This window comes from Xanthomonas sp. NCPPB 2250 (assembly GCF_056725265.1).
In genome coordinates this window covers 1521319-1545208 of the sequence record NZ_CM161520.1, presented here as the reverse complement: position 1 = coordinate 1545208, position 23890 = coordinate 1521319, and the positions used below count along the sequence as shown (strand labels likewise).

The following is a 23890-nucleotide window of genomic DNA, read 5'->3' as shown; positions in this document are numbered from 1 at the left end:
CCGGAGACCCTCGCATGACCCTGCCGCCCCGCCGCCCCCGTTCCGCGCCGCGCACGCGCCTTCCTGCCCGCCTCGGGCTGCTGCTGGCGCTGGCCTTGCCGGCGCTGGGCCAGGCGGCGGCGCCGGCGACGCTGTCGCTGCAACAGGGCTGGCAGGTGCGGCTGGCGCCGGGCGATGCTAACGCCAAGGCGCATCCGAAGGCGGCGCAGTGGCTGCCGGCACAGGTGCCGGGCACGGTGCAGACCGACCTGATCGCCGCCGGTGTGGTGCCCGATCCGTTCTATCGCGACAACGAAGCGCAGATCCAGTGGGCCGGGCTCAGCGACTGGCAGTACCAGACCCATTTCCAGGTCGACGCCGCCCTGCTGGCGCGCCCGCACCTGGAGCTGGTGTTCGACGGGCTGGACACCTTCGCCGAGGTCTACCTCAACGGCAAGAAGCTGCTCGCCGCCGACAACATGTTCCGGCAGTGGCGGGTCGACGCCAGACCGTTGCTCAAGCGTGGCGACAACGTGCTGGAAGTGCGCATCGCCTCGCCGATCAAGAAGATCCAGCCGTGGCTGTCCAAGCAGCCGTATGCGCTGCCCGGCGCCTACGATTCGGCGTTCGGCGACGAGCCGGTGGCGCGGCACAGCTCCACCTACGTGCGCAAGGCCCCGTACAACTTCGGCTGGGACTGGGGCCCGCGCATCGTCACCGCCGGCATCTGGCAGGGCGTGCGCCTGGAAGCCTGGGACGCGCTGCGCGTGGACGGCCTGCGCATCGCCCAGCAGCGCGTCGACGCCGACGCGGCGCAATTGCTGGCACAGCTGCAGGTGCAGGCCGGCCGCAGCGGCGAGGTGCAACTGGACCTGGAGGTGCTCGGCCCCGACGGCCAGCGCGTCGGCCAGTTCAGCCAGCGCGCCGTCGTCGATCCGGGCGCCAACACCCTGACCGTGCCGGTGCGCATCGCCAAGCCGCAGCGCTGGTTCCCGGCCGGCTACGGCCGCCAGGACCTGTACACGTTCAAGGCGCAGCTGCGCGATGCGGCGGGCGAACGCTTCGAGGCGCAGCGCGTCACCGGCCTGCGCAGCGTCGAGCTGCGCCGCGAGAAGGACCAGTGGGGCAAGAGCTTCGCCCTGGTGGTCAACGGCATCCCGGTGTTCGCCAAGGGCGCCAACCTGATCCCGTTCGACAGCTTCCCCACCCGCGTCGACGCCGCGCGCATGCGCGGCTTCCTGCAATCCGCGCGCGACGCCAACATGAACATGCTGCGCATGTGGGGCGGCGGCCATTACCAGCCGGACAGCTTCTACGAGGATGCCGACCGCCTGGGCATCATGATCTGGCAGGACTTCATGTTCGGCGGCGCCATCCCGCCCTACGACGTCGCCTTCCGCGAGAACACCCGCGCCGAGGCCGAGGAACAGGTGCGGCGTCTGGGCGACCACCCCAGCATCGTCATCTGGTGCGGCAACAACGAAGTGCAGACCGGCTGGGAGAACTGGGGCGACCGGGTCAAGTTCAAGCAGTCGATCGACCCGGAAGAGCGCGAGCGCATCGTCCGCGGCATGACCACGCTGTTCGGCACGGTGCTGCGCGAAGCGGTGCAGAAGTACGACAGCGATACCCCGTACTGGGCGACCTCGCCGGGTACCGATTTCGACGGCGCCGCCGACCAGCCCGACGACGGCGACATGCACTACTGGAAGGTCTGGGGCGGCCCGGCGCTGCCGGTCACCGAGTACCTCAACGTGACCCCGCGCTTCATGTCCGAATACGGCCTGCAGTCGTTCCCCGAGATGCGCACCATCCGCGCCTTCGCCGAACCCGGCGACCTGCAGCCCGAATCGCCGGTGATGCGCGCGCATCAGAAGTTCGACAAGGGCAACGGCAACCAGCGCCTGCTGCTGTACATCCGCCGCGCCTTCGGCGAGCCCAAGGACTTCGCCAGCTTCGTCTACCTGAGCCAGATCATGCAGGCCGAGGGCATCACCCTGGCCGCCGAACACCTGCGCGCCTCGCGGCCGCAATCGATGGGGTCGCTGTACTGGCAACTCAACGACGTCTGGCCCGGCGCGTCGTGGTCGAGCCTGGACTACTTCGGCCGCTGGAAGGCGCTGCAATACCACGCGCGCCGCTTCTACGCGCCGGAACTGATCGCCGCGCTGCGCAACGACAAGGGCCAGACCGAGGTGTCGCTGGTCTCCGACCGCACCACCCCGCTGGCCGCGCGCTGGCGCATGCGGGTCATGGACCTGTCCGGCAAGGTGCTGAGCAAGACCGAGAAGCCGGTGACGCTGGCGCCGCTGTCCAGCGCGCGCGTGGGCAGCTTCAGCGATGCGCAGCTGCTGCGCCGCGCCGATCCGCGCCGCAGCGTCGCGGTGTTCGAGTTGCTCGACGGCGAGCGCGTGCTGTCGCGCACCCTGGTGTACTTCGACGCGGCCAAGCGCCTGCAGTGGCCGCAGGCCGAGATCCGCAGCGAGCTGCGTGCGGACGGCGACGGCTATGCGCTGACCCTGAGCAGCGCCACTCTCGCCGCGCAGGTATGGCTGAGCTTCGGCGACCTCGACGTGACCCTGTCCGACAACGCCTTCGACCTGCTGCCGGGCGAACCGCTGACCGTACGCGTGCACAGCAGCGCGACGCTGGAGCAGCTGCGCGCGGCGCTGCAGGTGCGCGACCTGGGCGGGACCATGGCTGGTGCGCCGGCCGAGCCGGCGGAGGCGAAGTGATGGGCCGGGAGATGCTCCGTAGATCGGCCGGCGCGCGGTCGCGGCTGAAGCCGCTCCTACAGCCGCTGGCACAGGCGCTGTGCGCACTCGGGCTGCTCGCCGCCCCGCTCGCCCGTGCCGACGAGGCCGAGGACCGCGCCGCCGCGCTGGTGGCGAAGATGACCCGCGCCGAGAAGATCGCGCAGGCGATGAACGCTGCGCCGGCGATCCCGCGCCTGGGCGTGCCGGCCTACGAGTGGTGGAGCGAGGGCCTGCACGGCATCGCCCGCAACGGCGAGGCCACGGTGTTCCCGCAGGCGATCGGCCTGGCCGCGACCTGGAACCCCGACCTGCTGCACGACGTCGGCACCGTCACCTCCACCGAGGCGCGGGCCAAGTTCAACCTCGCCGGCGGCCCCGGCAAGGACCATCCGCGCTACGCCGGGCTGACCATCTGGTCGCCCAACATCAACATCTTCCGCGACCCGCGCTGGGGCCGCGGCATGGAGACCTACGGCGAGGATCCCTACCTCACCGGACGGCTCGCGGTCGGCTTCATCCACGGCCTGCAGGGCGACGATCCGGCGCATCCGCGCACCATCGCCACGCCCAAGCACCTGGCCGTGCACAGCGGGCCGGAACCGGGCCGCCACGGCTTCGACGTGGACGTGTCGCCGCACGATTTCGAGGCGACCTACTCGCCGGCGTTCCGCGCCGCCATCGTCGACGGCCAGGCCGGCTCGGTGATGTGCGCGTACAACTCGCTGCATGGCACGCCCGCCTGCGCCGCCGACTGGCTGCTCGACGGCCGCGTGCGCGGCGACTGGGGCTTCAAGGGCTTCGTGGTGTCCGATTGCGATGCGATCGACGACATGACCCAGTTCCACTACTACCGCGCCGACAACGCCGGCTCGTCCGCGGCCGCGCTCAAGGCCGGGCACGATCTGAACTGCGGCTACGCCTATCGCGAGCTCGGCCTGGCCTTCGACCGCGGCGAGGCCGACGAAGCCCTGCTCGACCGCTCGCTGGTGCGCCTGTTCGCCGCGCGCTACCGGCTCGGCGAACTGCAGGCGCCGCGCAACGACCCGTATGCGCGGCTGGGCGCCAGGGACATCGACAGCGCCGCGCACCGCGCGCTGGCGCTGCAGGCCGCGCAGCAATCGCTGGTGCTGCTGAAGAACGCCAACGCCACCCTGCCGCTGCGCCCGGGCCTGCGCCTGGCCGTGCTCGGCCCCAACGCCGACGCGCTGGCCGCGCTGGAAGCCAATTACCAAGGCACCTCGGTGCAGCCGGTGACGCCGCTGCAAGGGCTGCGCACGCGCTTCGGCGCCGCCCAGGTCGCCTATGCGCAGGGCGCGCCGCTGGCCGCCGGCGTGCCCGGCATGATTCCCGAGACCGCCCTGCGCAGCGACGGCAAGCCCGGCCTGCGCGGCGAATATTTCGACAACCTGGATCTGGCCGGCACCCCGCGCGTGCAACGCCAGGACCGCGTGGTCGGCTTCAACTGGGACCACGTCGCCCCAGCCAAGGGCGTGGACAAGGACCGCTACTCGGTGCGCTGGAGCGGCGAACTGCTGCCGCCCGGCCCGGGTGACTACACCCTGGCGGTGCGCGTGGCGCGCTGCTTCGATTGCGCCGGCCACGACCCGGTGCGCCTGTACATCGACGATCAACTGGTGGTGGCCGGCAACGCCGAGGACAAGCACGTGCCGGCCGGCATGCACAACGCCGACGGCCGCAACGTCGAGACCGTGCTGCATTTCGACGACGCGACGCCGCGGCGCATCCGCCTGGAGCTGGAACACCGTGGCCAGGACCAGGGCCTGCGCCTGGAGTGGCTGGCGCCGCCGGCGCTGCAACTGGCCGAGGCCGAACGCGCGGTGGCGCAGGCCGACGCGGTGGTGGCCTTCGTCGGCCTGTCGCCGGACGTGGAAGGCGAGGAACTGCGCATCGACGTGCCCGGCTTCGACGGCGGCGACCGCAACGACCTAGCCCTGCCGGCGGCGCAGCAGGCGTTGCTGGAACGGGCCAAGGCCAGCGGCAAGCCGTTGGTGGTGGTGCTGATGAGCGGCAGCGCGGTGGCGTTGAACTGGGCCAAGCAGCATGCCGACGCGATCATCGCCGCCTGGTATCCCGGCCAGTCCGGCGGCACCGCGATCGCCCAGGCGCTGGCCGGCGACATCAACCCCGGCGGGCGCCTGCCGGTGACCTTCTACCGCTCGACCAAGGACCTGCCGCCCTACGTCAGCTACGACATGAAGGGCCGCACCTACCGCTACTTCAAGGGCGAGCCGCTGTTCCCGTTCGGCTATGGGCTGAGCTACACCCAGTTCGCCTACGACGCGCCGCAGCTGTCGACCGCGACGCTGCAAGCCGGCCAGCCGCTGCAGGTGAGCACCACGGTGCGCAACACCGGCGCGCGCGCCGGCGACGAGGTGGTGCAGCTGTACCTGCAATACCCGCAACGCGCGCAGTCGCCGCTACGCAGCCTGGTCGGCTTCCAGCGCGTGCACCTGCAGCCGGGCGAGGCGCGCACGCTGCGCTTCGCGCTGGACCCGCGCCAGCTCAGCGACGTCGACCGCAGCGGCCAGCGCGCGGTGGAGGCCGGCGACTACCGGCTGTTCGTCGGTGGCGGCCAGCCGGGCACAGGCGCCCCCGGCGAGGACGCGGCGTTCTCGATCAGCGGGCGCGTGGCCCTGCCGAAGTGAGCGACGGGGCCGCCCGCGGCCCCTGTCTACGAAATGCGCCAGCGCATGCGGCGGTGCAGCGTAACGGCCCGGCGCGCTCCCGCCACCGGACGCCATCCGCCCACGTTCCAGCGCCCTGCTAATTTATTTTTCACAACCTATTGACAGTCTTCCGGGACAGAGGTATCGATAACACGTCGGTGCCACGCATCGACATGCCAGACGCGCCGAACGCCGCAGCACCTGCGGCGTTTTCCAGGGCAGTTCCAGGGGTGATGTGCCATGTCATGCAGTCGTCGCAGCCAGGATCGATGCCTCGCCGGAGTTCCGGCGCCCTGCCTGTCGTCCGCGTTCCGCGCGGGCACGCATGGGGGCCGCTGCGCATGACCCGTCGCTACAAGCTGAGCGCGCTGCGTTCGCGCTCCAAGTGCATCGCCGGCTACTCGCCGCCACGCCACTGATCGCCGTTTAACGGTCCGCCCAGCCGGCAGACGCCTCGCGTCGGTCGCCGTTCGCTCTGTCTTGTTCGCACGCCCTCCGGCGTGCGGTCCGAGCGCGCGCGCCTTCCGTCCACCGTGTCTGCCTTCCAGGAACGCAGCGGCGCGTCGCCTTCGGCGCGTGCCCGCACCGATCACGATCAGCGAGGTGTCACGTGGCAACCCATCCGTATTGCAAGCGCAAGGCGCTGTGCGCCGCCATTCTGGCCATCACCGGCCTCGCCGCCACCGCACCGGCGCTGGCCGGCACCGTGCAGGGCGAACTCAAGGAGCGCAGCAGCGGCAAGCCGGCCGCGCACGCGAAGGTCGCCATCGCCGGCACCGCGCTCAGCGCCGTCACCGACGCCCAGGGCCGCTTCGTCATCGCCGACGTGCCGGCCGGGCAGTACGCACTGCAACTGGACTACCCCGGCTTCAGCGCGCCGGAAACCACCGTGCAGGTCGCCGACAGCGGCGCCGCCACGGTGTCGATCGCGCTGGACGAGGCCAAGCAGTTGCAGACCATCAGCGTGGCGGCCAACCGCTACGACGCCAGCACGCTGAAGATGAATTCCTCGAACACGGTGGACGTGCTGTCGGCCAACGACCTCGAGCACACCGCCGTGCACAACGTCGCCGAGGCGCTGGGCCTGATCGCCGGCATCAACATCACCTACAGCGGCTCGGGCTACTTCGGCGGCGTCGACGGCGCCGCGCGCGGCGAAGGCATGTTCGCCTCGGTGCGCGGCCTGCCCTCGGAGTACAACGTCAACCTGATCGACGGCGTCACCGTCGCCCAGGGCATGCCGTACAGCCGCAGCGTGCAGTTGAGCCTGCTGCCGCCTTCCGGCCTGCAGACCATCGTCGCCAACAAGACCTCCACCGCCGACATGGACGGCGACGCCATCGGCGGCACCCTGGATTTCCGCACCCCCACCGCCTACGACTACAAGGACGCCACCAGCGGCAGCGTCACCGTCAGCGGCCGCGTGGAAAGCCGCGCCCGCGACTACGGCGGCGACGGCCTCGGTGGCGGCCTGGCCGGCGAGTTCCAGCACAAGTTCGGCGACGAGCAGCAGTTCGGCTTCTACGCCAGCGCCTACTACGACTACCGCACCTCGACCAACAGCGAAGTCGCCGCGGCCACCAGCGCGCTCAACGACGGCTCATGGAAGTTCCTGCATGCCAATGCCGACGGCAGCAACGCCGCCGGTTACGCACCGCAGGACAACCTGACCAGCACCGGCATGAACGTCGGCGTGGTCGCCGGCTGGGAGCGCCGCTACGGCGGCAACGCCGCCTTCGACTGGAACGTGGACGACACCCTGTCGGTGTACGCGCGCGCCACCTACGCCTACGCCAAGACCGACCAGGGCACCACCTTCGTGCAGTTGCTGCCGCAGGACGTCAGCTTCGTGCCGACCGCCACGCCCGGCGTGTATTCGCCCAACATCAACCGCATCGCCGCGCGCTTCTGGTACGAGACCAACCCGGAAATCGCCGACCTGGCCACGTTCCAGGTGGGCGCGCGCAAGACCGCCGGCAACTGGACGCTGTCGCCGAACCTGTTCTACAGCTTCGGCGACAACGACCGCCCCGACCACATCGAGATCGACGGGCGCGAGGACAAGTTCAGCCAGGCCAACTTCGCCTACTCCGGCAGCAGCCTGATGCGCTACGGCAGCGGCGCCTTCCCCTACCCGCAGCTGACCCCGGCGCTGCTGGCGCAGGTCAACAACATCCCCTCGCTGTACGCCAGCAGCTACGGCGAATCGACCAAGATCTACTCCGGGCAGAAGAAGGGAGGCGCCAAGTTCGACGCACGCTACGACTTCAGCGACGGCGCGCTGACCACGCTGCAGTTCGGCGTGAAGTACAGCAAGAGCAGCCGCCACTACAGCAACCGCGACTGGTGGACCGGCCCGGTGCCGGACACCAGCACGCTGGGCGACCTGGGCATCTTCAACGGCGGCTACGCGGCGATCTTCCCCGGCAAGTACCACTGGGCCACGCCGCGGGTCAGCGAGGGCGCGGTGGCGCAGGTCATCGCCAACCACCTCACCGACGACGACCTGGACACCTGCGGCAGCGCGTTCTACGTCAACAACTGGAACTGCAACACGATGCGCGGCACCGAGGCGGTCAGCGCCGCCTACGCGATGGCGACGTTCTCCTTCGGCAGCCTGGAAGTGGTGCCCGGCGTGCGCTTCGAGCACACCAGCATCCACAACACCTTCTGGACCACGCCCACCGACAGCGACGGCAACCAGCAGATCGGCTATTTCGCCGCCAACAGCACGCACTACGACCAGCCGCTGCCGAGCGTGTTCCTGACCTGGCGCCCGGACAGCGCCACCACCTACCGCGCCGCGCTGTGGACCAGCTATACGCGGCCGGCGTTCGTGCAGTTGGGCGGCGGCAGCCAGATCAACATTTCCAACGGCATCACCACCATCAGCCAGGGCAACCCGGACCTGAAGGCGATCACCTCGACCAACCTGGACCTGTCCGGCGAGTGGGCGACCGACCATGGCGGGTTCTTCTCGGTGGCCGGCTTCTACAAGCGTCTGCACCACTACATCTACGATGCGGGTTCCGGCCAGGCCAATTCGGGCACCAGCGGCAGCGGCACGGTGTTCTACCAGATGCCGACCAACGGTGGCGACGGCCGCGTGTACGGCGTGGAGGTCAGCGCGCGGCAGCGCTTCCAGGATCTGCCGGCGCCGTTCGACGGGCTGGGCGTCAGCGCCAATGCCACGCGCCAGCATGCGCACGCCGATCTGGGCATGGTCGGCTTCGAAGACGAGCAGATGCAGTCGGCGCCGAACGCGATGGCCAATCTGGAGCTGTTCTACGAGCGCTCGAAGTTCTCGGTGAACCTGAGCTATCACTTCAGCAGTTCGTATCTGCTCAACTACGATTTCCTGCACCAGAACGCGCCGTGGGACGACCTGTGGGCGCGGCCGACGCGGCGGGTGGATCTGCACGCGGGTTATCGGTTCGACAATGGGGTGAATGTGGATCTGTCGATCTCCAATCTCACCAAGGAATACAGTTACTGGGGCCATGTGGGCCGGCACAATCTGGCGGTGTCGGACATCGTGGATGCCGGCATGATGACGCTGTTGACCGTCAAGTACGCGTTCTAGGCCGCGGCGGCGTGCGCACTGGGATGCCATCGCGGAGCGTTGCCACGCTGTCTGTGGGAGGGACTTCGGCCCCGGCGGGCCTTACTGACTCCGCCTGGATCAGGCCTTTTGTGGGAGGGACTTCAGTCCCTTCGGGCTTCACCGGTGCGACCTGGATCAGGCCGCACCGGCAGCCCGCCCGATCAACGCGCGAAGCGGCTGTCGTAGGAGCGGCTTCAGCCGCGACAGGCCTTCCCGATACGGCCTGGGCCAGGGCTTTTGTGGGAGGGACTTCGGTCCCGACGGGCTTTACCGGTGCTGTTTGGAGCAGGCTGCATCGGCAAGCGGCTGGAGCAAAGCGCGCCTTGGCCGTCGTAGGAGCGGCTTCAGCCGCGATAGGCCTTCCCGACACGGCTTGGGCCAGGGCTTTTGTGGGAGGGACTTCAGTCCCGACGGGCTTTACCGACGCTGCTTGGAGCAAGCCGCATCGGCAAGCGGCTGGAGCAAAGCGCGCCTTGGCTGTCGTAGGAGCGGCTTCAGCCGCGACAGGCTCCACCGACAAAGCCTGGACCATCGCTCTTGTGGGAGGGACTTCAGTCCCGACGAGCTTTACTGGGAATGTTGGAAGGCAAAGGCAACAGCTTTCGCCTGGCGGCGAGTCACTTTTCTTTGCTTGTGCAAAGAAAAGTAACCAAAAGAAAGCACACCCCGCCGCAGCGCCCGCTGCGCGGGTCCGCTCCGCTGACGGGATTTTCGGACGGGGCATCCTGCCCCGGCCGAAAACGGCGCACATCCCTGTGCGCCGCCCCCCTGCGGGGGGTTTTACCCGCCAGCTCCGCCGCTGCGGAGGGGGCCCGGGAAAGGCAAAAGCTGAAGAGCAACGGCAACGGCAACGCTCCGACTGGAGCCTGCATTGAAACGCCGCGCATTCTGCCGGTTCGGTTTGCTCGCGCCATTGGGCTTGGCGGCGATGCCGATGCTGCGCGCAGCGGTGCCAGCATCAGCGCCGGTGCCGGACGGGCGGCCGCACGCATTCGGTTTCGCGCAAGGACGCTTCACGCTGGACGGGCAACCCTGGCAGATCCGTAGCGGCGAACTGCATCCGCTGCGGATCGCGAAGGCGGATTGGTTGCATCGCATCCGCATGGCCAAGGCGATGGGACTGAATACCATCGCGCTGTACCTGATGTGGAATGCGCTGGAAACGGCGCCGGGGCAGTTCGATCTGGAGAGCGGCGAGCGCGATTTCGTCGGGTTCATCCGGTTGTGCCAGCAGGAGGGGCTGTGGGTGTATCTGCGGCCCGGGCCGTATGTATGCGCGGAGTGGACGCTGGGCGGGTTGCCGCCGTATCTGCTGCGCGAGGCGAACATCCGACTGCGCGATCGCCACGATGCGCGCTATATGGCGGCGGTGGAACGCTACATCGGCGCGATCGCGCCGCGCATCGCGCCATTGATGGCCAGTGCCGGGGGGCCGGTGCTGATGCTGCAGATCGAGAACGAATACTCGATGCACGGCAGCGACGTCGGCTACCTACAGGCGCTGGCCGCGCTGTGGCGGGCGCATGGGGTCGAGGGGCCGTTCTCGCTGGCCGAAGGGCTCAAGGATCTGCGTCGGCGCCAGGCCATGCTGCCTGGCGCCGCGCTGGGGCTCGATGGTCCCGATCTGCACGATCTGCAGGCGGCCGCGGCCTTTGCCGGGCAGGCGCCGGTGTGGGTGTCCGAAGGCTATCCCGGCTGGCTCACGCACTGGGGCGAGCCGCAGTTCGCGCGCCGCGACTATGCGCCGCTGTTGCGCCGCATTGCCGCCGCCGGTTACTCGTTCAATCTATACGTGGTGCACGGCGGCACCAACTTCGGCCTCAGCGCCGGGGCCAATGCCGAGGACGACGGCTCGCAGTTCCAGCCGGCGCTGACCAGCTACGACTACGGCGCGCCGATCGACGAGGCCGGCCGCGCCACGCCGGCGTATTTCGCACTACGCAAGATCATCGCCGCACAGGGCGACGCGCCACTGCCCCCGCTACCGGCGTCACCGCGCCGCGCGCGCTTCGACGCCGTGCAGGCCACACCGGTAGCCGCGCTGTGGGACAACCTCGGCCCCGCGCTGCAGACCGGCACGCCCATGGACAACCAGCGCCTGCTCGGCCAGGACCAGGGCTTGGTGCTGTATCGGCGCCAGGTCGGTGCAGGCCAGGCGCTGCACCTGGGACAGGTGCACGACTACGCGGTGGTGCATGTGGACGGGCGCGAACTGGACCACGTGTCGCGGGTGCGGCATCCGCGCCTGCACAGTGCGCTGCAACTGCGCCTGCCCGATGCAGCGAAGGACACGCGCGATCTGGAGGTGCTGGTCGACTGCTTCGGCCACATCAACTTCGGCCCGGCCTTGGGCGATCGCAAGGGCCTGCTCGGGCCGGTGCGGCTCGATGGGCAGGAGCTGCACGGCTGGGAGGTGCGCGGGCTGGCGCTGGAAGCAGACCCGACGCCATCGCTGCGCCCACTGCAGGCACCGCCGCAGCGCCCGGGCCTGTTCTTCGCCACTGAATTCACCCTGGAACAGCCCGGCGACGTGCACCTGGACATGCGCGACTGGCGCAAGGGCTATCTGTGGGTCAACGGGCGCCTGCTCGGCCGCTACTGGGACATCGGCCCGCAGCAATGCCTGTACTGCCCCGGCGCCTGGCTCCGCGCCGGGGCCAACCAGGTGCTGATCCTCGATCTGCATCGCCTGCAACCGGGCCTGGTGCGCTGCGCCGACGCTCTCGTCCCCACGCCTGCAATGCAGCCCGTCGCTTCCCTTCCCTCCCCGCAGGATCGCGCATGCACATGACGTCGCTCGCCGCCCCCGTCGCGTCCTCTTCGTCCGCCGCGGACCAGGGCGCGCCGCCGCGCACGCTGGGGTTCTGGAGCGCGCTGTCGGCCAACCTGCTCAACATGATCGGGATCGGCCCGTTCATCACCATCCCGCTGGCGCTGTCGGCGCTGGCCGGGCCGGCGGTGCTGCTGGGCTGGGTGGTCGGGGCGCTGCTGTGCCTGTGCGACGGCCTGGTGTGGGCCGAACTGGGCTCGGCGATTCCGCGCTCGGGCGGGCCCTACCACTACCTGCGCGAGGCCTACGGCCGCGACCGCGCCGGACGCCTGTTCGGCTTCCTGTACCTGTGGCAGACGCTGCTGACCGCGCCGCTGTCGGTGGCCGCGGCCGCGGTCGGCTGCGCGCAGTACCTGGCCTACCTGATGCCCGGGCTGAGCCACACCGCGCTCACCGGCATCGCCATGGCGCTGTGCCTGTTCAACACCGCGCTGCTGTACCGGCAGGTGCGCTCGGTGCAGTTGCTGTCGCTGCTGGTCAGCGCGGTGGTGATCGCCGCCTGTCTGTGGATCGTGCTCAGTGGCGCGCTGCATTTCGACATGGCGCTGGCGCGCGAATTCCTGCAGGCGCGGCCGGCCTCGCCGCACGGCTTCTGGCTGGGCTTCGGCGCGGTGGCGCTGATCGCGGTGTACGACTACGGCGGCTACAACAACGTGTGCATGCTCGGCGGCGAGATCCGCAAGCCGCGCCGCACGATTCCGCGCGCGGTGCTGTGGTCGATCCCGATCGTGGCGGTGCTGTACCTGGGCTTGAACGTGACCCTGCTCGGCGTGCTGCCGTGGCAGCAGGCCGCGCAGTCCAAGGCGGTGGTCGCCGACTTCATGCAGGCCATCTATGGCCCGGTGGGCAGCACCGTGGCGGTGGCGCTGATCGTGCTCGCCAGCTGGGGCTCGGCGCTGGTGGTGCTGCTGGGCTATTCGCGGGTGCCGTATGCGGCGGCGGCCTCCGGCCAGTTCTTCGGCGTGTTCGCGCGACTGCATCCGCGCGGGCGCTTCCCCACTGTGTCGCTGCTGTTCGTCGGCATCACCTCGGCGCTTGCCTGTCCGCTGTCGCTGGACGACCTGATCGCCACGCTGATGATCATCCAGATCCTGTTCCAGTTCCTGGCGCAATGCCTGGCGGTGGTGCTGCTGCGGCGGCAGCCGCGGCGCCGCGCCCGCTTCGCCATGCCGCTGTATCCGTGGCCGCTGCTGATCAGCGTCTGCGGCTGGCTGGCGCTGCTGGCCACCAGTCCGCTGCCGCGGCTGCTGGCGGCGGTGCTGGCGCTGTGCGCGGGCACCGCGCTCTATCTCATCCAGGCCAAACGCGAGGCAGCATGGCCCTTCCAGCAATGAAAACCCATGACGTCGCGGTGGTCGGCGAGGTTTATCTCGACCACATCTTCAGCGGCTTCAGCACCTGGCCCGGGCCGGGCGAGGAAGCGATGGCGCGCCACTACCATCGCGACCTCGGCGGCGGCACCGTCAACACCGCCTGCGGGCTGGCGCGGCTCGGGCGCAAGGTCACGCTGATCGGCGCGATCGGCGCCGGCGACCGCGCCTGGTTCGCGCAGCGCCTGGGCGCCTTCGGCGTCGGCACCGAAGGCCTGGTCGACCACCCCGCCGGCACCGGCGTCACCGCCAGCGTGTCGCTGCACGACGACCGTTCGTTCTTCACCTATCCCGGCGCCAACGCCGCGCTGGAACCGCTGCTGGGCAGCGCCGCCGCGCTGGAGGCGATGTGCGCCGCGCGCCACGTGCACTTCGCCCTGCCGCTGCCGGCGACGCTGGCGCGCACGCTGCTGCCGGCGCTGCGCGCGGCCGGTTGCAGCACCTCGCTGGACGTGGGCTTCAACCCCGCGTGGCTGGCCGACCCCGACAACCACGCCACCTGCCGCGCGGTCGATCACTTCCTGCCCAACCAGAAGGAGGCAGCGCTGGCCGGCTGCAGCGGCGACGATGCCGCGTCCTGCCGCGCCTGGGCGCAGGCACTGGGCCTGGCGCAGGTGACGATCAAGCTCGGCGGCGCCGGTGCCTGCGTGGTGGATGCGGCCGGCGCGCGATTGGTCGCCGCGCCCGTCGTCGCCGTGCAGGACACCACCGGCGCCGGCGATGCCTTCGATGCCGGCTTCATCGACGCGCTGCTGGACCACCTTTCCCTCGACGCCTGCGCGCAGCGCGGCTGCCTGTGCGGCGCCGCCTGCTGCACCGCGCTCGGCGCGCTCGACGGCCTTCCCGATCCCCCACGTCTCAGGAGTCTCCATGAGCAGTTCCTTTCCCAACCGTAAACTCGCCCTGATCGGCGGCGGTGGCGTGCGTGCGCCGCTGGTGGTGTACGGCGTCAACGATGCCGCCGAAGCGCTCGGTGCGCGCGAGATCGTGCTCTACGATCCGGACCAGGAGCGGCTGGCGCTGATGGTCGCGCTGGGCCGTGCGGTGGTCGCCGAGTTCGGTGGCGAGCTGCAGGTCAACGCGGCCAGTTCGGCGGAAGCGGCGATCGACGGCGCGCACTTCGTGCTCAACAGCATCCGCATCGGCGGCATCCACCAGCGCGCCACCGACGAGCACACCATCATCCGCCACGGCTACGCCGGGCAGGAGACCACCGGCCCCGGCGGCGTCGCCAAGGCGTTGCGCACGGTGCCGGTGGCGATCGAGCAGGCGCGCATGGTGGAGCGGCTCAGCCCCGACGCGTGGCTGGTCAGCTTCACCAACCCGGCCGGGCTGATCACCCAGGCCATCAGCCGCCACACCCGCGCGCGCGTGGTCGGCATCTGCGACACGCCGGTGGAGCTGTTCCACAACATCGCCCGCGCGCTCGGCGAGCCGCCGGCGGACGTGGACTGCGAGTACGTCGGCCTCAACCACCTGGGCTGGATCCGCGCGGTGCGGGTGCGCGGCGAGGACGTGCTCGACCGCATCCTGGCCGACGACGCGATCCTGCGCCAGCTGTACCTGGCACCGCTGTTCGACTTCGACATGCTGCGCACGCTGCGGCTGATCCCCACCGAGTACCTGTACTTCTACTACGAGCGCAGCCGCGCCCTGGAGAATCAGCGCGCCAGCGGCGCCAGCCGCGGCAGCGAGATCGAGCGGCTCAATCACACCCTGATCGCCGACCTGCGCAGCCGCCTCAATGCCGGCGACGGCAGCGGCGCGGTGCAGACCTACGCCGCCTACCTGCAGCAGCGCTCCGGCTCGTACATGCGGCTGGAGGCCGAGGCCGGCTCGGCCTTCGCCGACGACCTCGCGCCGCAGCCGGACCCGTTCCGCGCCAGCACCGGCTACCACCGCATCGCCGTGGACGTGATGAGTTCACTGACCGGCGCGCTCCCCGGGCGGCACGTGGTCAACGTGCGCAACCAGGGCTGCATGCCGGAGCTGGCCGACGACGACATCGTGGAGATCTCCTCCACCATCGAGCGCGACCGCATCACCCCGCTGCCGGCGCGGCCGCTGCCCGAGGCGATCCAGGGCCTGGTACGCACGGTCAAGGCCTACGAACACGCCGCCATCGACGCCGCGCTCAGCGGCAGTCACCTGGACGCCTGCAAGGCGATGCTGATCCACCCGGCCATCGGCGAGTGGAGCCCGTCGCGGCGGCTGCTGGAGGCCTTGTTCGGCCATGCCGGCAACGGCGACGACGACGGCGAGTGCGTGTGCTCGGGACCGATGCACTGGCACGGCGCGCACCACCACCACTGAGCCGGCCGGTTGTGCGGTCGCAGGATGCATCGGACGGCCACACGTTGTAAGGTCGTCGTAAATTGGTCCGTCATAGGTACCATCAACCTGCCCTCCCGGCCGCGGCCGGCGCCTCCCCCGGTGCCGGCCCGTGCCGGGAGCGTTCGTCGATTCCACGGAGCGTTCCAGGCCATGCCTACCCGCCGCGACATCCTCCACTTCCTCGGCGCCAGCGCCGGCGCCGCGCTGCTGAGCGGGGCACTGCCGGCCGCCGCCGCGGCATCGGCCTCCGCCGCGCTGCCCAGCAAGCGGCCGCCGCCGGGCAAGCGCCGCTTCGTCAGTGCCGCGGTCGAGCGCCAGTTGCGCACGGTCAAGGCCGGCATCGCCGATCCGCGCCTGGCCTGGCTGTTCGAGAACTGCTACCCCAACACCCTCGACACCACCGTCGAGACCGGCACCCGCAACGGCAAGCCGGACACCTTCGTCATCACCGGCGACATCGAGGCGATGTGGCTGCGCGACTCCTCCGCGCAGGTGCATCCCTACGTGCCGCTGGCCAAGCGCGACCCGGCGCTGCGGCGCATGTTCCATGGGCTGATCCAGCGCCAGGCCGCCTGCATCCGCCTGGATCCCTACGCCAACGCGTTCCTGCCCGACGGCACCAGCCAGCGCCTGAAGTGGTCGGTGGCCGACATCACCGAGATGAAGCCCGGCGTCGGCGAGCGCAAATGGGAAGTGGATTCGCTGTGCTACCCGATCCGCCTGGCGCACGAGTACTGGCGCGCCAGCGGCGATGCCGCGCCGTTCGACGACGACTGGCGCGACGCCATGCACGTGGTGGTGCGCACCTTCCGCGAGCAGCAGCGCCTGCACGGCCGCGGCCCGTACAGTTTCCAGCGGCCCTCGCCGCTGGCCACCGAGACCCTGGTGCTGGACGGCTACGGGCAGCCGACCCGGCCCAACGGCATGATCCATTCGATGTTCCGCCCGTCCGACGACGCCTGCCTGTATCCGCTGTTCGTCCCCGCCAACCTGTTCGCGGTGACCTCGCTGCGGCAACTGGCGACGATGAGCGAGGCGCTGCATCACGACGCCGCCTTCGCCGGCGAGTGCCGCGCCCTGGCCGACGAGGTCGAGACGGCCACCCGAAAGTTCGGGCAGATGCGCGACGCCGACGGCCAGCCGTTCTGGGCCTATGAGGTGGACGGCTACGGCAACCAGTTGTTCATCGACGACGCCAACGCGCCCGGCCTGCTGAGCCTGGCCTACCTGGGCTGCTGCGACCGTCGCGATCCAGTGTTCCTGCGCACCCGGCAACTGGCCTGGAGCGAGCGCAACCCCTACTTCTATCGCGGCCGCGCCGCCGAGGGCGTGGGCAGCCCGCACAGCGGCCTGGGCACGATCTGGCCGATGTCGCTGATGCAGTACGCCCTGGCCAGCGACGACGACGCGCAGATCCGCCAGTGCCTGCAGTGGCTCAAGACCACCGATGCCGGCAGCGGCTTCATGCACGAAGCCTTCGACAAGGACAACCCGAGCACCTTCACCCGCGACTGGTTCGCCTGGGCCAACACCTTGTTCGGCGAACTGATCATCGATCTGCACCAGCGCAAGCCGCAGTTGCTGTCGTAGGAGCGGCTTCAGCCGCGACCGGGCTTTACCGGTAATGCCCCATCGCGGCTGAAGCCGCTCCTACAAAAAACCAAAACCCCTACCGCACCGCCGCACACCCCGAGGACAGCACCATGGCCACACGACGCGGTTTCCTGCAGGGCGCCATCGCCCTGGCCCTGTTCGGCAGCAGCGGCATCGCGCGCCTGGCGCAGGCACGCGCCGGCAGCTACGCGCTGCCGGCCGATGCGCGCGCCAAGGCCGAGCTCACCCGCAACGTCGACGTGTTCATCGGCACCGGCGGCCACGGCCACACCTTCCCCGGCGCCACGCTGCCGTTCGGCATGGTGCAACTGAGCCCGGACACCTACAACGCCGACTGGGACGCCTGCTCCGGCTACCACGCCGACGACGGCTCGATCATGGGCTTCTCGCACACCCACCTGTCCGGCACCGGCATCGGCGACATGCTCGATTTCCTGGTGGTACCGGCCACCGGCCCGGTGAAGCTGCAGCCCGGCACGCGCGAAAACCCAGATGCCGGCTACCGCTCGCGCTACGACCACGCCGACGAAGCCGCCTCGCCCGGCTACTACCGCGTGCGCCTGAAGGACAGCGGCGTGCATGCCGAACTCACCGCCACCGCGCGCGCCGGCCTGCACCGCTACCACTTTCCCAAGGGCAAGCCGGCGCACCTGCTGCTGGACCTGTGCCACGGCATGCAGGACAAGCCCGAGATCCCCGCCCGCGTCGAAGACGCAAGCCTGCGCCTGGTCGATGCGCAGACCGTCACCGGCGGCCGCCGCGTCTACCAGTGGGCCAAGGGCCGCTACATCTACTTCGCCATGCGCCTGTCGCGGCCGTTCGCCAGCGCGCAGCTGTATGCCGACGACCAGCCGCTGGCCGCGAGCGCGCGCAGTGCCGACGGCAACCGGCTGAAACTGGCCCTGCACTACCCCGATGCGGCCGACGCGCCGCTGCTGGTCAAGGTCGGCATCTCCGCGGTCAGCGCCGACAACGCCCTGGCCAACCTTGATGCGGAACTGCCCGACTTCGACTTCGCCCGCGTGCATGCCGCCGCCGTGGCCGCGTGGGAGAAGGAACTGGGGCGGGTGCGCATCGACAGCGACGACGAAGCGCAGCGCCGCATCTTCTACACCGCGCTGTACCACAGCCTGATCGCACCGACCCTGTTCAGCGACACCGACGGCCGCTACCGCGGAATGGACCTGCAAGTGCACCAGGCGCCGGCCGGCTACCACAACTACAGCACCTACTCGCTGTGGGACACCTACCGCGCCCTGCATCCCTTGCTGACCCTGGTGCAGCCCGAGCGCGTGCCCGACCTGGTGCAGTGCCTGGTGCGCGGCGCCCACGAATGCCCGCAGGGCGTCGCCATCTGGCCACTGCAGGGCGTGGAGACCGACTGCATGATCGGCTACCACTCCGCCGTGGTGCTGGCCGAGGCGCATGCCAAGGGCTTCACCGGCATCGACTGGAAAGCCGCGTATCCGGCCTGGCGCAAGCGCGCGATGGACGACGACGTGCACGGCCTGGCGCTGTACCGGAAGCTGGGCTACATCCCCTGCGACAAGGTCGACGAATCGGTCAGCCGCACCCTGGAATTCGCCTACGACGACTGGGCGGTGGCGCACCTGGCGCAGGCGGTCGGCGCCGACGACGATGCCAGGCACCTGCGCGAACGCTCGCGCCAGTACCGCAACGTGTTCAACCGCGAAAGCACCTTCGTGCAGCCGCGCCTGAGCGACGGCAAGTGGGCCACCCCGTTCGATCCGCGCGCGATGGGCCACAGCGCGCAGTGGCGCGACTTCACCGAGTCCAACGCCTGGCAGGCCACCTTCCTCAACCAGCACGACCTGTACGGCTACATGGACCTGTTCGGCGGCCGCGACCACTTCGTCGCCAAGCTCGACGAACTGTTCACCACCAGCTCGGAGCTGCCGGCGGACGCGCCGCCGGACATCGACGGCATGGTCGGCCAGTACGCGCACGGCAACGAACCCAGCCACCACGTCGCCTACCTCTACGCCTACGCCGGGCAGCCGTACAAGACCCAGGCGATGGTGCGGCGGCTGTTGCGCGAGCAGTACCACGACGCGCGCAACGGCCTGTCCGGCAACGAGGATTGCGGGCAGATGAGCGCCTGGTTCGTGCTCAGCGCGCTGGGCCTGTACGCGGTGGACCCGGTCAGCGCCAACTACGTGCTGGGCAGCCCGCTGTTCAAGCGCGCCGAACTGAACGTGGGCAACGGCCGCACCCTGCGCATCGTCGCCCACGGCAACAGCGCGGCCAACGTCTACATCCAACGTGCACGCTGGAACGGCAAGCCGTACACCCGCAGCTGGCTGCGCCATGCCGACCTCGCTGCGGGCGGTACGCTGGAGCTGGAGATGGGGCCCAAGCCCAACACTGCGTTCGGTGCGGGCAAGGACGATCTGCCGCCATCCTTTAGCTGATCCTTGCGTCTCGTAGGAGCGGCTTCAGCCGCGACCGGGCCTTCCCCGGAACGCCCGGTCGCGGCTGAAGCCGCTCCTACAGGTAAAGCCCGAACTCGCTACCGGAACAAACCCCCACATGTTGCGTCGCTCCCTGTCCGCCCTTGCCCTGTCGCTCCTGCTGTCGCTCCCGGCAGCCGCGCAGCCGACTCAAACCACCGCCTGGCCCGCCTTCGCCACCCAGGGCGATCACTTCATCCGCGACGGCAAGCCGTACCAGGTCATTTCCGGCGCCATCCACTTCCAGCGCATCCCCCGCGCCTACTGGAAGGACCGCCTGCAGAAAGCGCGCGCGATGGGCCTGAACACGGTGGAGACCTACGTGTTCTGGAACCTGGTGGAACCGCGGCCGGGAAAGTTCGACTTCACTGGCAACAACGACATCGCCGCCTTCGTCGACGAAGCCGCCGCGCAAGGCCTCAACGTGATCCTGCGCCCCGGCCCGTACGTATGCGCCGAGTGGGAAGCCGGCGGCTACCCGGCGTGGCTGTTCGCCGAACCCGGTATGCGCGTGCGCAGCCAGGACCCGCGCTTCCTCGCCGCCAGCCATGCCTACCTCGACGCCCTCGCCGCCCAGGTCAAGCCGCGGCTCAACGGCAACGGCGGCCCGATCGTCGCCGTGCAGGTGGAGAACGAATACGGCTCCTACGGCGACGACCACGCCTACATGCGCCGCAACCGCGCCATGTTCGTCCAGGCCGGCTTCGACAAGGCGCTGCTGTTCACCGCCGACGGCCCCGACGTGCTCGCCAACGGCACCCTGCCCGACACCCTGGCCGTGGTGAACTTCGCCCCCGGCGACGCCAAGAACGCCTTCGAAACCCTGGCCAAGTTCCGCCCCGGGCAGCCGCAGATGGTCGGCGAATACTGGGCCGGCTGGTTCGACCAGTGGGGCAGCCAGCACGCCGTCACCGACGGCGCCAAACAGGCCAGCGAATTCGAATGGATCCTGCGCCAGGGCCACTCCGCGAACCTCTACATGTTCGTCGGCGGCACCAGCTTCGGCTTCATGAATGGCGCCAACTTCCAGAAGAATCCCAGCGACCACTACGCCCCGCAGACCACCAGCTACGACTACGACGCCGTGCTCGACGAAGCCGGCCGCCCCACCCCCAAGTTCACCCTGTTCCGCGACGCCATCCAGCGCGTCACCGGCATCGCCCCGCCCGCGCTGCCCAAGCCGATCCGCTTCGCCGAACTCCCCGCCACGCCGCTGCGCGAATCCGCCTCGCTCTGGGACAACCTGCCCGCCCCGGCCGCCACCACCGACACCCCGCAGCCGATGGAGCGCTACGGCCAGGCCTACGGCTACATCCTCTACCGCACCACCGTCACCGGCCCGCGCAAGGGCAGCCTGTACCTGGGCGAAGTGCGCGACTACGCCCGCGTCTACGTCGACCGGAAGCTGGCCGGCAGCGCCGAGCGCCGCCTGCAACAAGTGGCGGTGGACGTGGACATCCCCGCCGGCTCCCACACACTCGACGTGCTGGTGGAGAACACCGGCCGCATCAACTACGGCGCCCACCTCCCCGACGGCCACGCCGGCCTGGTCGACCCCGTGCTGCTCGACGGCAAGCCCCTCACCGGCTGGCAGACCTTCCCCCTGCCGATGGACGACCCGAGCAAGCTCACCGGCTGGACCACCGCCAAGGTCGATGGCCCTGCCTTCCACCGCGGCACGCTGAAGATCGGCACGCCTGCCGATACGTTCCTGGACATGCAGGCCTTCGGCAAAGGCTTCGCTTGGGCCAATGGCCATAACCTGGGAAGGCACTGGAAGATTGGGCCGCAGCGGGCGTTGTATTTTCCGGCGCCTTTGCAGCGGAAAGGCGGGAATAGCGTGATTGTGTTTGATTTGGATAGTGCGGCGGATGCGAGCGTGCGAGGGGTTAAGGCGCAGGTTTGGAGCATGCCCAGTAACTGAGTTACTCGCTGAGCGCGCCGCCCGGTAAATCGGGATGGCGCGGGATCAGACAACTTGTCTACAAATTAAGGCCGCCGGCGGTTCGCCGAGCGGCCTTTAACTTGTGACGTCCGTCAAGAAGTGGTAGCGTCGACCCTGTGTGGGAAATGCACTGTAATCGCGTGTTTTCAGTCGCAATAACTATGCGGCAGCGCGTTCGTGAGAGATCAAATGTTGGATGCGTGCTGCTCCGAAAGACAGGAGCATTGGCGCGCTATACGGCCGTTCTATGCACGACGCTGTCATCGTAGTTAACTCACATCAGGAATTTTATGCTGCAGAAACAGACACTAGTGCTTCTTCAGAAGATCGCTGACAACACCTCTAGCAATGATTCTCTTTGGGTCGCTGCTATTGCTGGTGGTTCGGCCGTGCTTGGTGCTGCGATATCAGCACTAATTGCTTACTTCGCGGCGAATCGATCTACTGTAGTCCAGCTGGCTGCCATAAAGACCAATTCAAAACTTGAGCACAAGAAGCTAAAAGCTTCTATTGTGACTACAGAGCGATTGCGGTGGCTTCAAGAGCTCCGCGCCAAAGTCGCAGAGTTTTATTCGCACATAGACATGCAAGTAATGCACGTTGCGCGCCTCGTCAACCCGGCAGCGACGCCAATTAGTCGCGACGAAATGGACTCCATTTCGAAGGAAGCTGGATTGAGAGCCAACCTGGTACTACTTATGCTCAATCCAACAAATGTGGAACAGCAAGAACTCTATCAATCGATCAATTCTGCGCTAATGTTTGTCAACAAAGCACTGATGGAGGCTGGAGCTTCGGCCACTGCGCCAGACAGAGCTGAGATCACAAGGATAAAAAAACAGTCATTTGATTCGATGCACAAGATTGGCTCAGTTGCGTGGAACAAGGTTCAAGAATTGAATTAAATCGCGACCAGGCTCCCAATTAGAACTAATCAGTTACACGATCAAGCATCGACAAAGTATTTAGCACTCACTAGGCCCACATACAATCTGTGCAAAACATCGAACTTAACCGACAAGTGAACCCTGCCTTTTTGCCTTGATTATGGACAACTATCAAAATCCGAAACCAGGCAAGACCTACATTAGTCCGTCGCTGCCCGCATTCGGCGACAAGAACGTCAGAATTCGAATTGCGTCTAAGGTCCTGCCGTCAGTTGACGGCTACGACTATGCGAAAGAGCGAGGCGAAATTGTAATCCGCGCAAAGCCGGATGCGAAGACGTGTATCAAAGCAAAATTTTTGGAGGATAATCGTGGTGTCTTTGTCCTAACGATCCAAAAGTTCGACTCAGAGACTGGCATGCCATATGGCGTAGGCTTCTCTTTTGTCGATGAAGAGATCAGCCGATTTTGTGAGTTCTTAGCCAACATTCAATCGATTAATTTCAAAAATGGTAGCTCAGTAAATATAACCGACGAAGAGCTACGAAAGATAGCACTTACTTCGCAGCAAGCCAAGCAACTAGTTACCGACAATGAGGAACTAATTGCCGAAGCTCTGCGCAACTCCGTCACCAAGAGCGACCTGATAGCAATCGGCTACCGGAAGAGGCAACTAGAAGTATTTGCCAACTTGCTTGAAAATGACAAATACTTTGAAGACTTAAAGCGGCGAAAAGGATGCAAGGACGAAGCTCTATGGCAGCAGTTCTTCGAAGCTAATTCATGGATATTTGGCTACGGCTTGAGTTATATATATTCATCTGAGCTAAATGAGCGAAAGCTCGAACAGGTTGTCCACGGTTATCGGGTCGGGCAACCCGGAAAACGTGTAGATGCTCTTCTGAGAAGCAGAGCAATCGCTTCAACGCTGTGCTTCGTCGAAATCAAGACACACAAGACCCAATTACTTGAAACCCAATATCGTAATGGCTGCTGGTCGCCATCAAAGCATCTATCCGGCGCCGTCGCTCAAATACAAGGCACTGTTTCCTATGCGTCGGAAACAATTTTTGGAAAGCTACCCCTGCCAGACAAGGAGGGATTTCCCACGGCTGAGGAAGCGTTCAACTTCTCGCCTAAATCGTTCGTTGTCGTGGGAAGCTTAGGCGAGTTTGTAGGGGATCACGGCGTCAACGAGGCAAAACTTCGGTCCTTTGAGCTCTATCGGCGCAATTTACACCAGCCGGAGATTGTTACTTTCGACGAACTCTACGAGCGCGCGAGACACATTGTCACTGCAACTGAAAGCTAGACTTGCGGATTCTACGAATTTCTGCGCGAGTGGCGACACCGACAATTCCAGATCACAAGATTCCTGGAAAATGCAGCGCCATGAATAAAGCCATGGCAGGG

General features: G+C 67.7%; 12 protein-coding genes. All 12 read left to right on the top strand.

All coding sequences use genetic code 11. The features are described from left to right. Nucleotides 1-14 precede the first annotated feature (14 nt). The 12 genes from AC1PMG_RS06370 to AC1PMG_RS06315 all read left to right on the top strand — a co-directional run bounded on the left by AC1PMG_RS06370 (nt 15) and on the right by AC1PMG_RS06315 (nt 23789). Nucleotides 15-2714, top strand: coding sequence for a beta-mannosidase (locus AC1PMG_RS06370; RefSeq protein ID WP_481111039.1), 2700 nt, complete (start codon nt 15-17; stop codon nt 2712-2714). 11 nt (nt 2715-2725) lie between these two features. Further along, entirely contained in the window at nt 2726-5401 is a 2676-nt protein-coding gene (locus tag AC1PMG_RS06365) for a glycoside hydrolase family 3 C-terminal domain-containing protein (protein WP_481111038.1), read from the top strand. A 631-nt stretch (nt 5402-6032) separates the two neighbouring features. Further along, entirely contained in the window at nt 6033-9005 is a 2973-nt protein-coding gene (locus tag AC1PMG_RS06360) for a TonB-dependent receptor (protein WP_481111037.1), read from the top strand. Between the two features lie 892 nt (nt 9006-9897). Further along, nucleotides 9898-11817 carry a beta-galactosidase gene (locus AC1PMG_RS06355; protein WP_481111036.1) on the top strand — a complete coding sequence of 640 codons (1920 nt, stop codon included), beginning with the start codon at nt 9898-9900 and terminating at the stop codon, nt 11815-11817. Continuing rightward, on the top strand, nt 11814-13190 hold the full coding sequence (locus AC1PMG_RS06350; RefSeq protein WP_481111035.1) for an APC family permease: 1377 nt from the start codon (nt 11814-11816) through the stop codon (nt 13188-13190). The genes AC1PMG_RS06355 and AC1PMG_RS06350 overlap by 4 nt, the downstream gene beginning before the upstream one ends. After that, on the top strand, nt 13187-14122 hold the full coding sequence (locus AC1PMG_RS06345) for a carbohydrate kinase family protein (RefSeq protein ID WP_481111034.1): 936 nt from the start codon (nt 13187-13189) through the stop codon (nt 14120-14122). The genes AC1PMG_RS06350 and AC1PMG_RS06345 overlap by 4 nt, the downstream gene beginning before the upstream one ends. Beyond that, entirely contained in the window at nt 14097-15539 is a 1443-nt protein-coding gene (locus tag AC1PMG_RS06340; RefSeq protein WP_342072359.1) for a 6-phospho-beta-glucosidase, read from the top strand. The genes AC1PMG_RS06345 and AC1PMG_RS06340 overlap by 26 nt, the downstream gene beginning before the upstream one ends. A gap of 171 nt (nt 15540-15710) precedes the next feature. Beyond that, nucleotides 15711-17150, top strand: coding sequence for a glycoside hydrolase family 125 protein (locus tag AC1PMG_RS06335; RefSeq protein ID WP_481111033.1), 1440 nt, complete (start codon nt 15711-15713; stop codon nt 17148-17150). A 113-nt stretch (nt 17151-17263) separates the two neighbouring features. After that, nucleotides 17264-19606 (top strand): GH92 family glycosyl hydrolase, encoded by a 2343-nt coding sequence (locus AC1PMG_RS06330; protein ID WP_481111032.1) that lies wholly within the window; start codon nt 17264-17266, stop codon nt 19604-19606. A 118-nt stretch (nt 19607-19724) separates the two neighbouring features. Beyond that, nucleotides 19725-21569 (top strand): glycoside hydrolase family 35 protein, encoded by a 1845-nt coding sequence (locus tag AC1PMG_RS06325; RefSeq protein ID WP_481111031.1) that lies wholly within the window; start codon nt 19725-19727, stop codon nt 21567-21569. Nucleotides 21570-21880: 311 nt separating this feature from the next. Next, nucleotides 21881-22495, top strand: a complete 615-nt coding sequence (locus tag AC1PMG_RS06320; protein WP_481111030.1) for a hypothetical protein — start codon at nt 21881-21883, stop codon at nt 22493-22495. Nucleotides 22496-22637: 142 nt separating this feature from the next. Then, nucleotides 22638-23789, top strand: a complete 1152-nt coding sequence (locus AC1PMG_RS06315) for a Shedu immune nuclease family protein (RefSeq protein WP_481111029.1) — start codon at nt 22638-22640, stop codon at nt 23787-23789. Nucleotides 23790-23890: the final 101 nt, after the last annotated feature.

Coding starts and splice junctions, on each gene's coding strand:
- AC1PMG_RS06365 (WP_481111038.1), top strand. CDS start 2,726: ATGCTCCGTAGATCGGCCGGCGCGCGGTCGCGGCTGAAGCCGCTCCTA.
- AC1PMG_RS06350 (WP_481111035.1), top strand. CDS start 11,814: ATGACGTCGCTCGCCGCCCCCGTCGCGTCCTCTTCGTCCGCCGCGGAC.
- AC1PMG_RS06345 (WP_481111034.1), top strand. CDS start 13,187: ATGAAAACCCATGACGTCGCGGTGGTCGGCGAGGTTTATCTCGACCAC.
- AC1PMG_RS06325 (WP_481111031.1), top strand. CDS start 19,725: ATGTTGCGTCGCTCCCTGTCCGCCCTTGCCCTGTCGCTCCTGCTGTCG.
- AC1PMG_RS06315 (WP_481111029.1), top strand. CDS start 22,638: ATGGACAACTATCAAAATCCGAAACCAGGCAAGACCTACATTAGTCCG.
- AC1PMG_RS06340 (WP_342072359.1), top strand. CDS start 14,097: ATGAGCAGTTCCTTTCCCAACCGTAAACTCGCCCTGATCGGCGGCGGT.
- AC1PMG_RS06320 (WP_481111030.1), top strand. CDS start 21,881: ATGCTGCAGAAACAGACACTAGTGCTTCTTCAGAAGATCGCTGACAAC.
- AC1PMG_RS06370 (WP_481111039.1), top strand. CDS start 15: ATGACCCTGCCGCCCCGCCGCCCCCGTTCCGCGCCGCGCACGCGCCTT.
- AC1PMG_RS06335 (WP_481111033.1), top strand. CDS start 15,711: ATGCCTACCCGCCGCGACATCCTCCACTTCCTCGGCGCCAGCGCCGGC.
- AC1PMG_RS06330 (WP_481111032.1), top strand. CDS start 17,264: ATGGCCACACGACGCGGTTTCCTGCAGGGCGCCATCGCCCTGGCCCTG.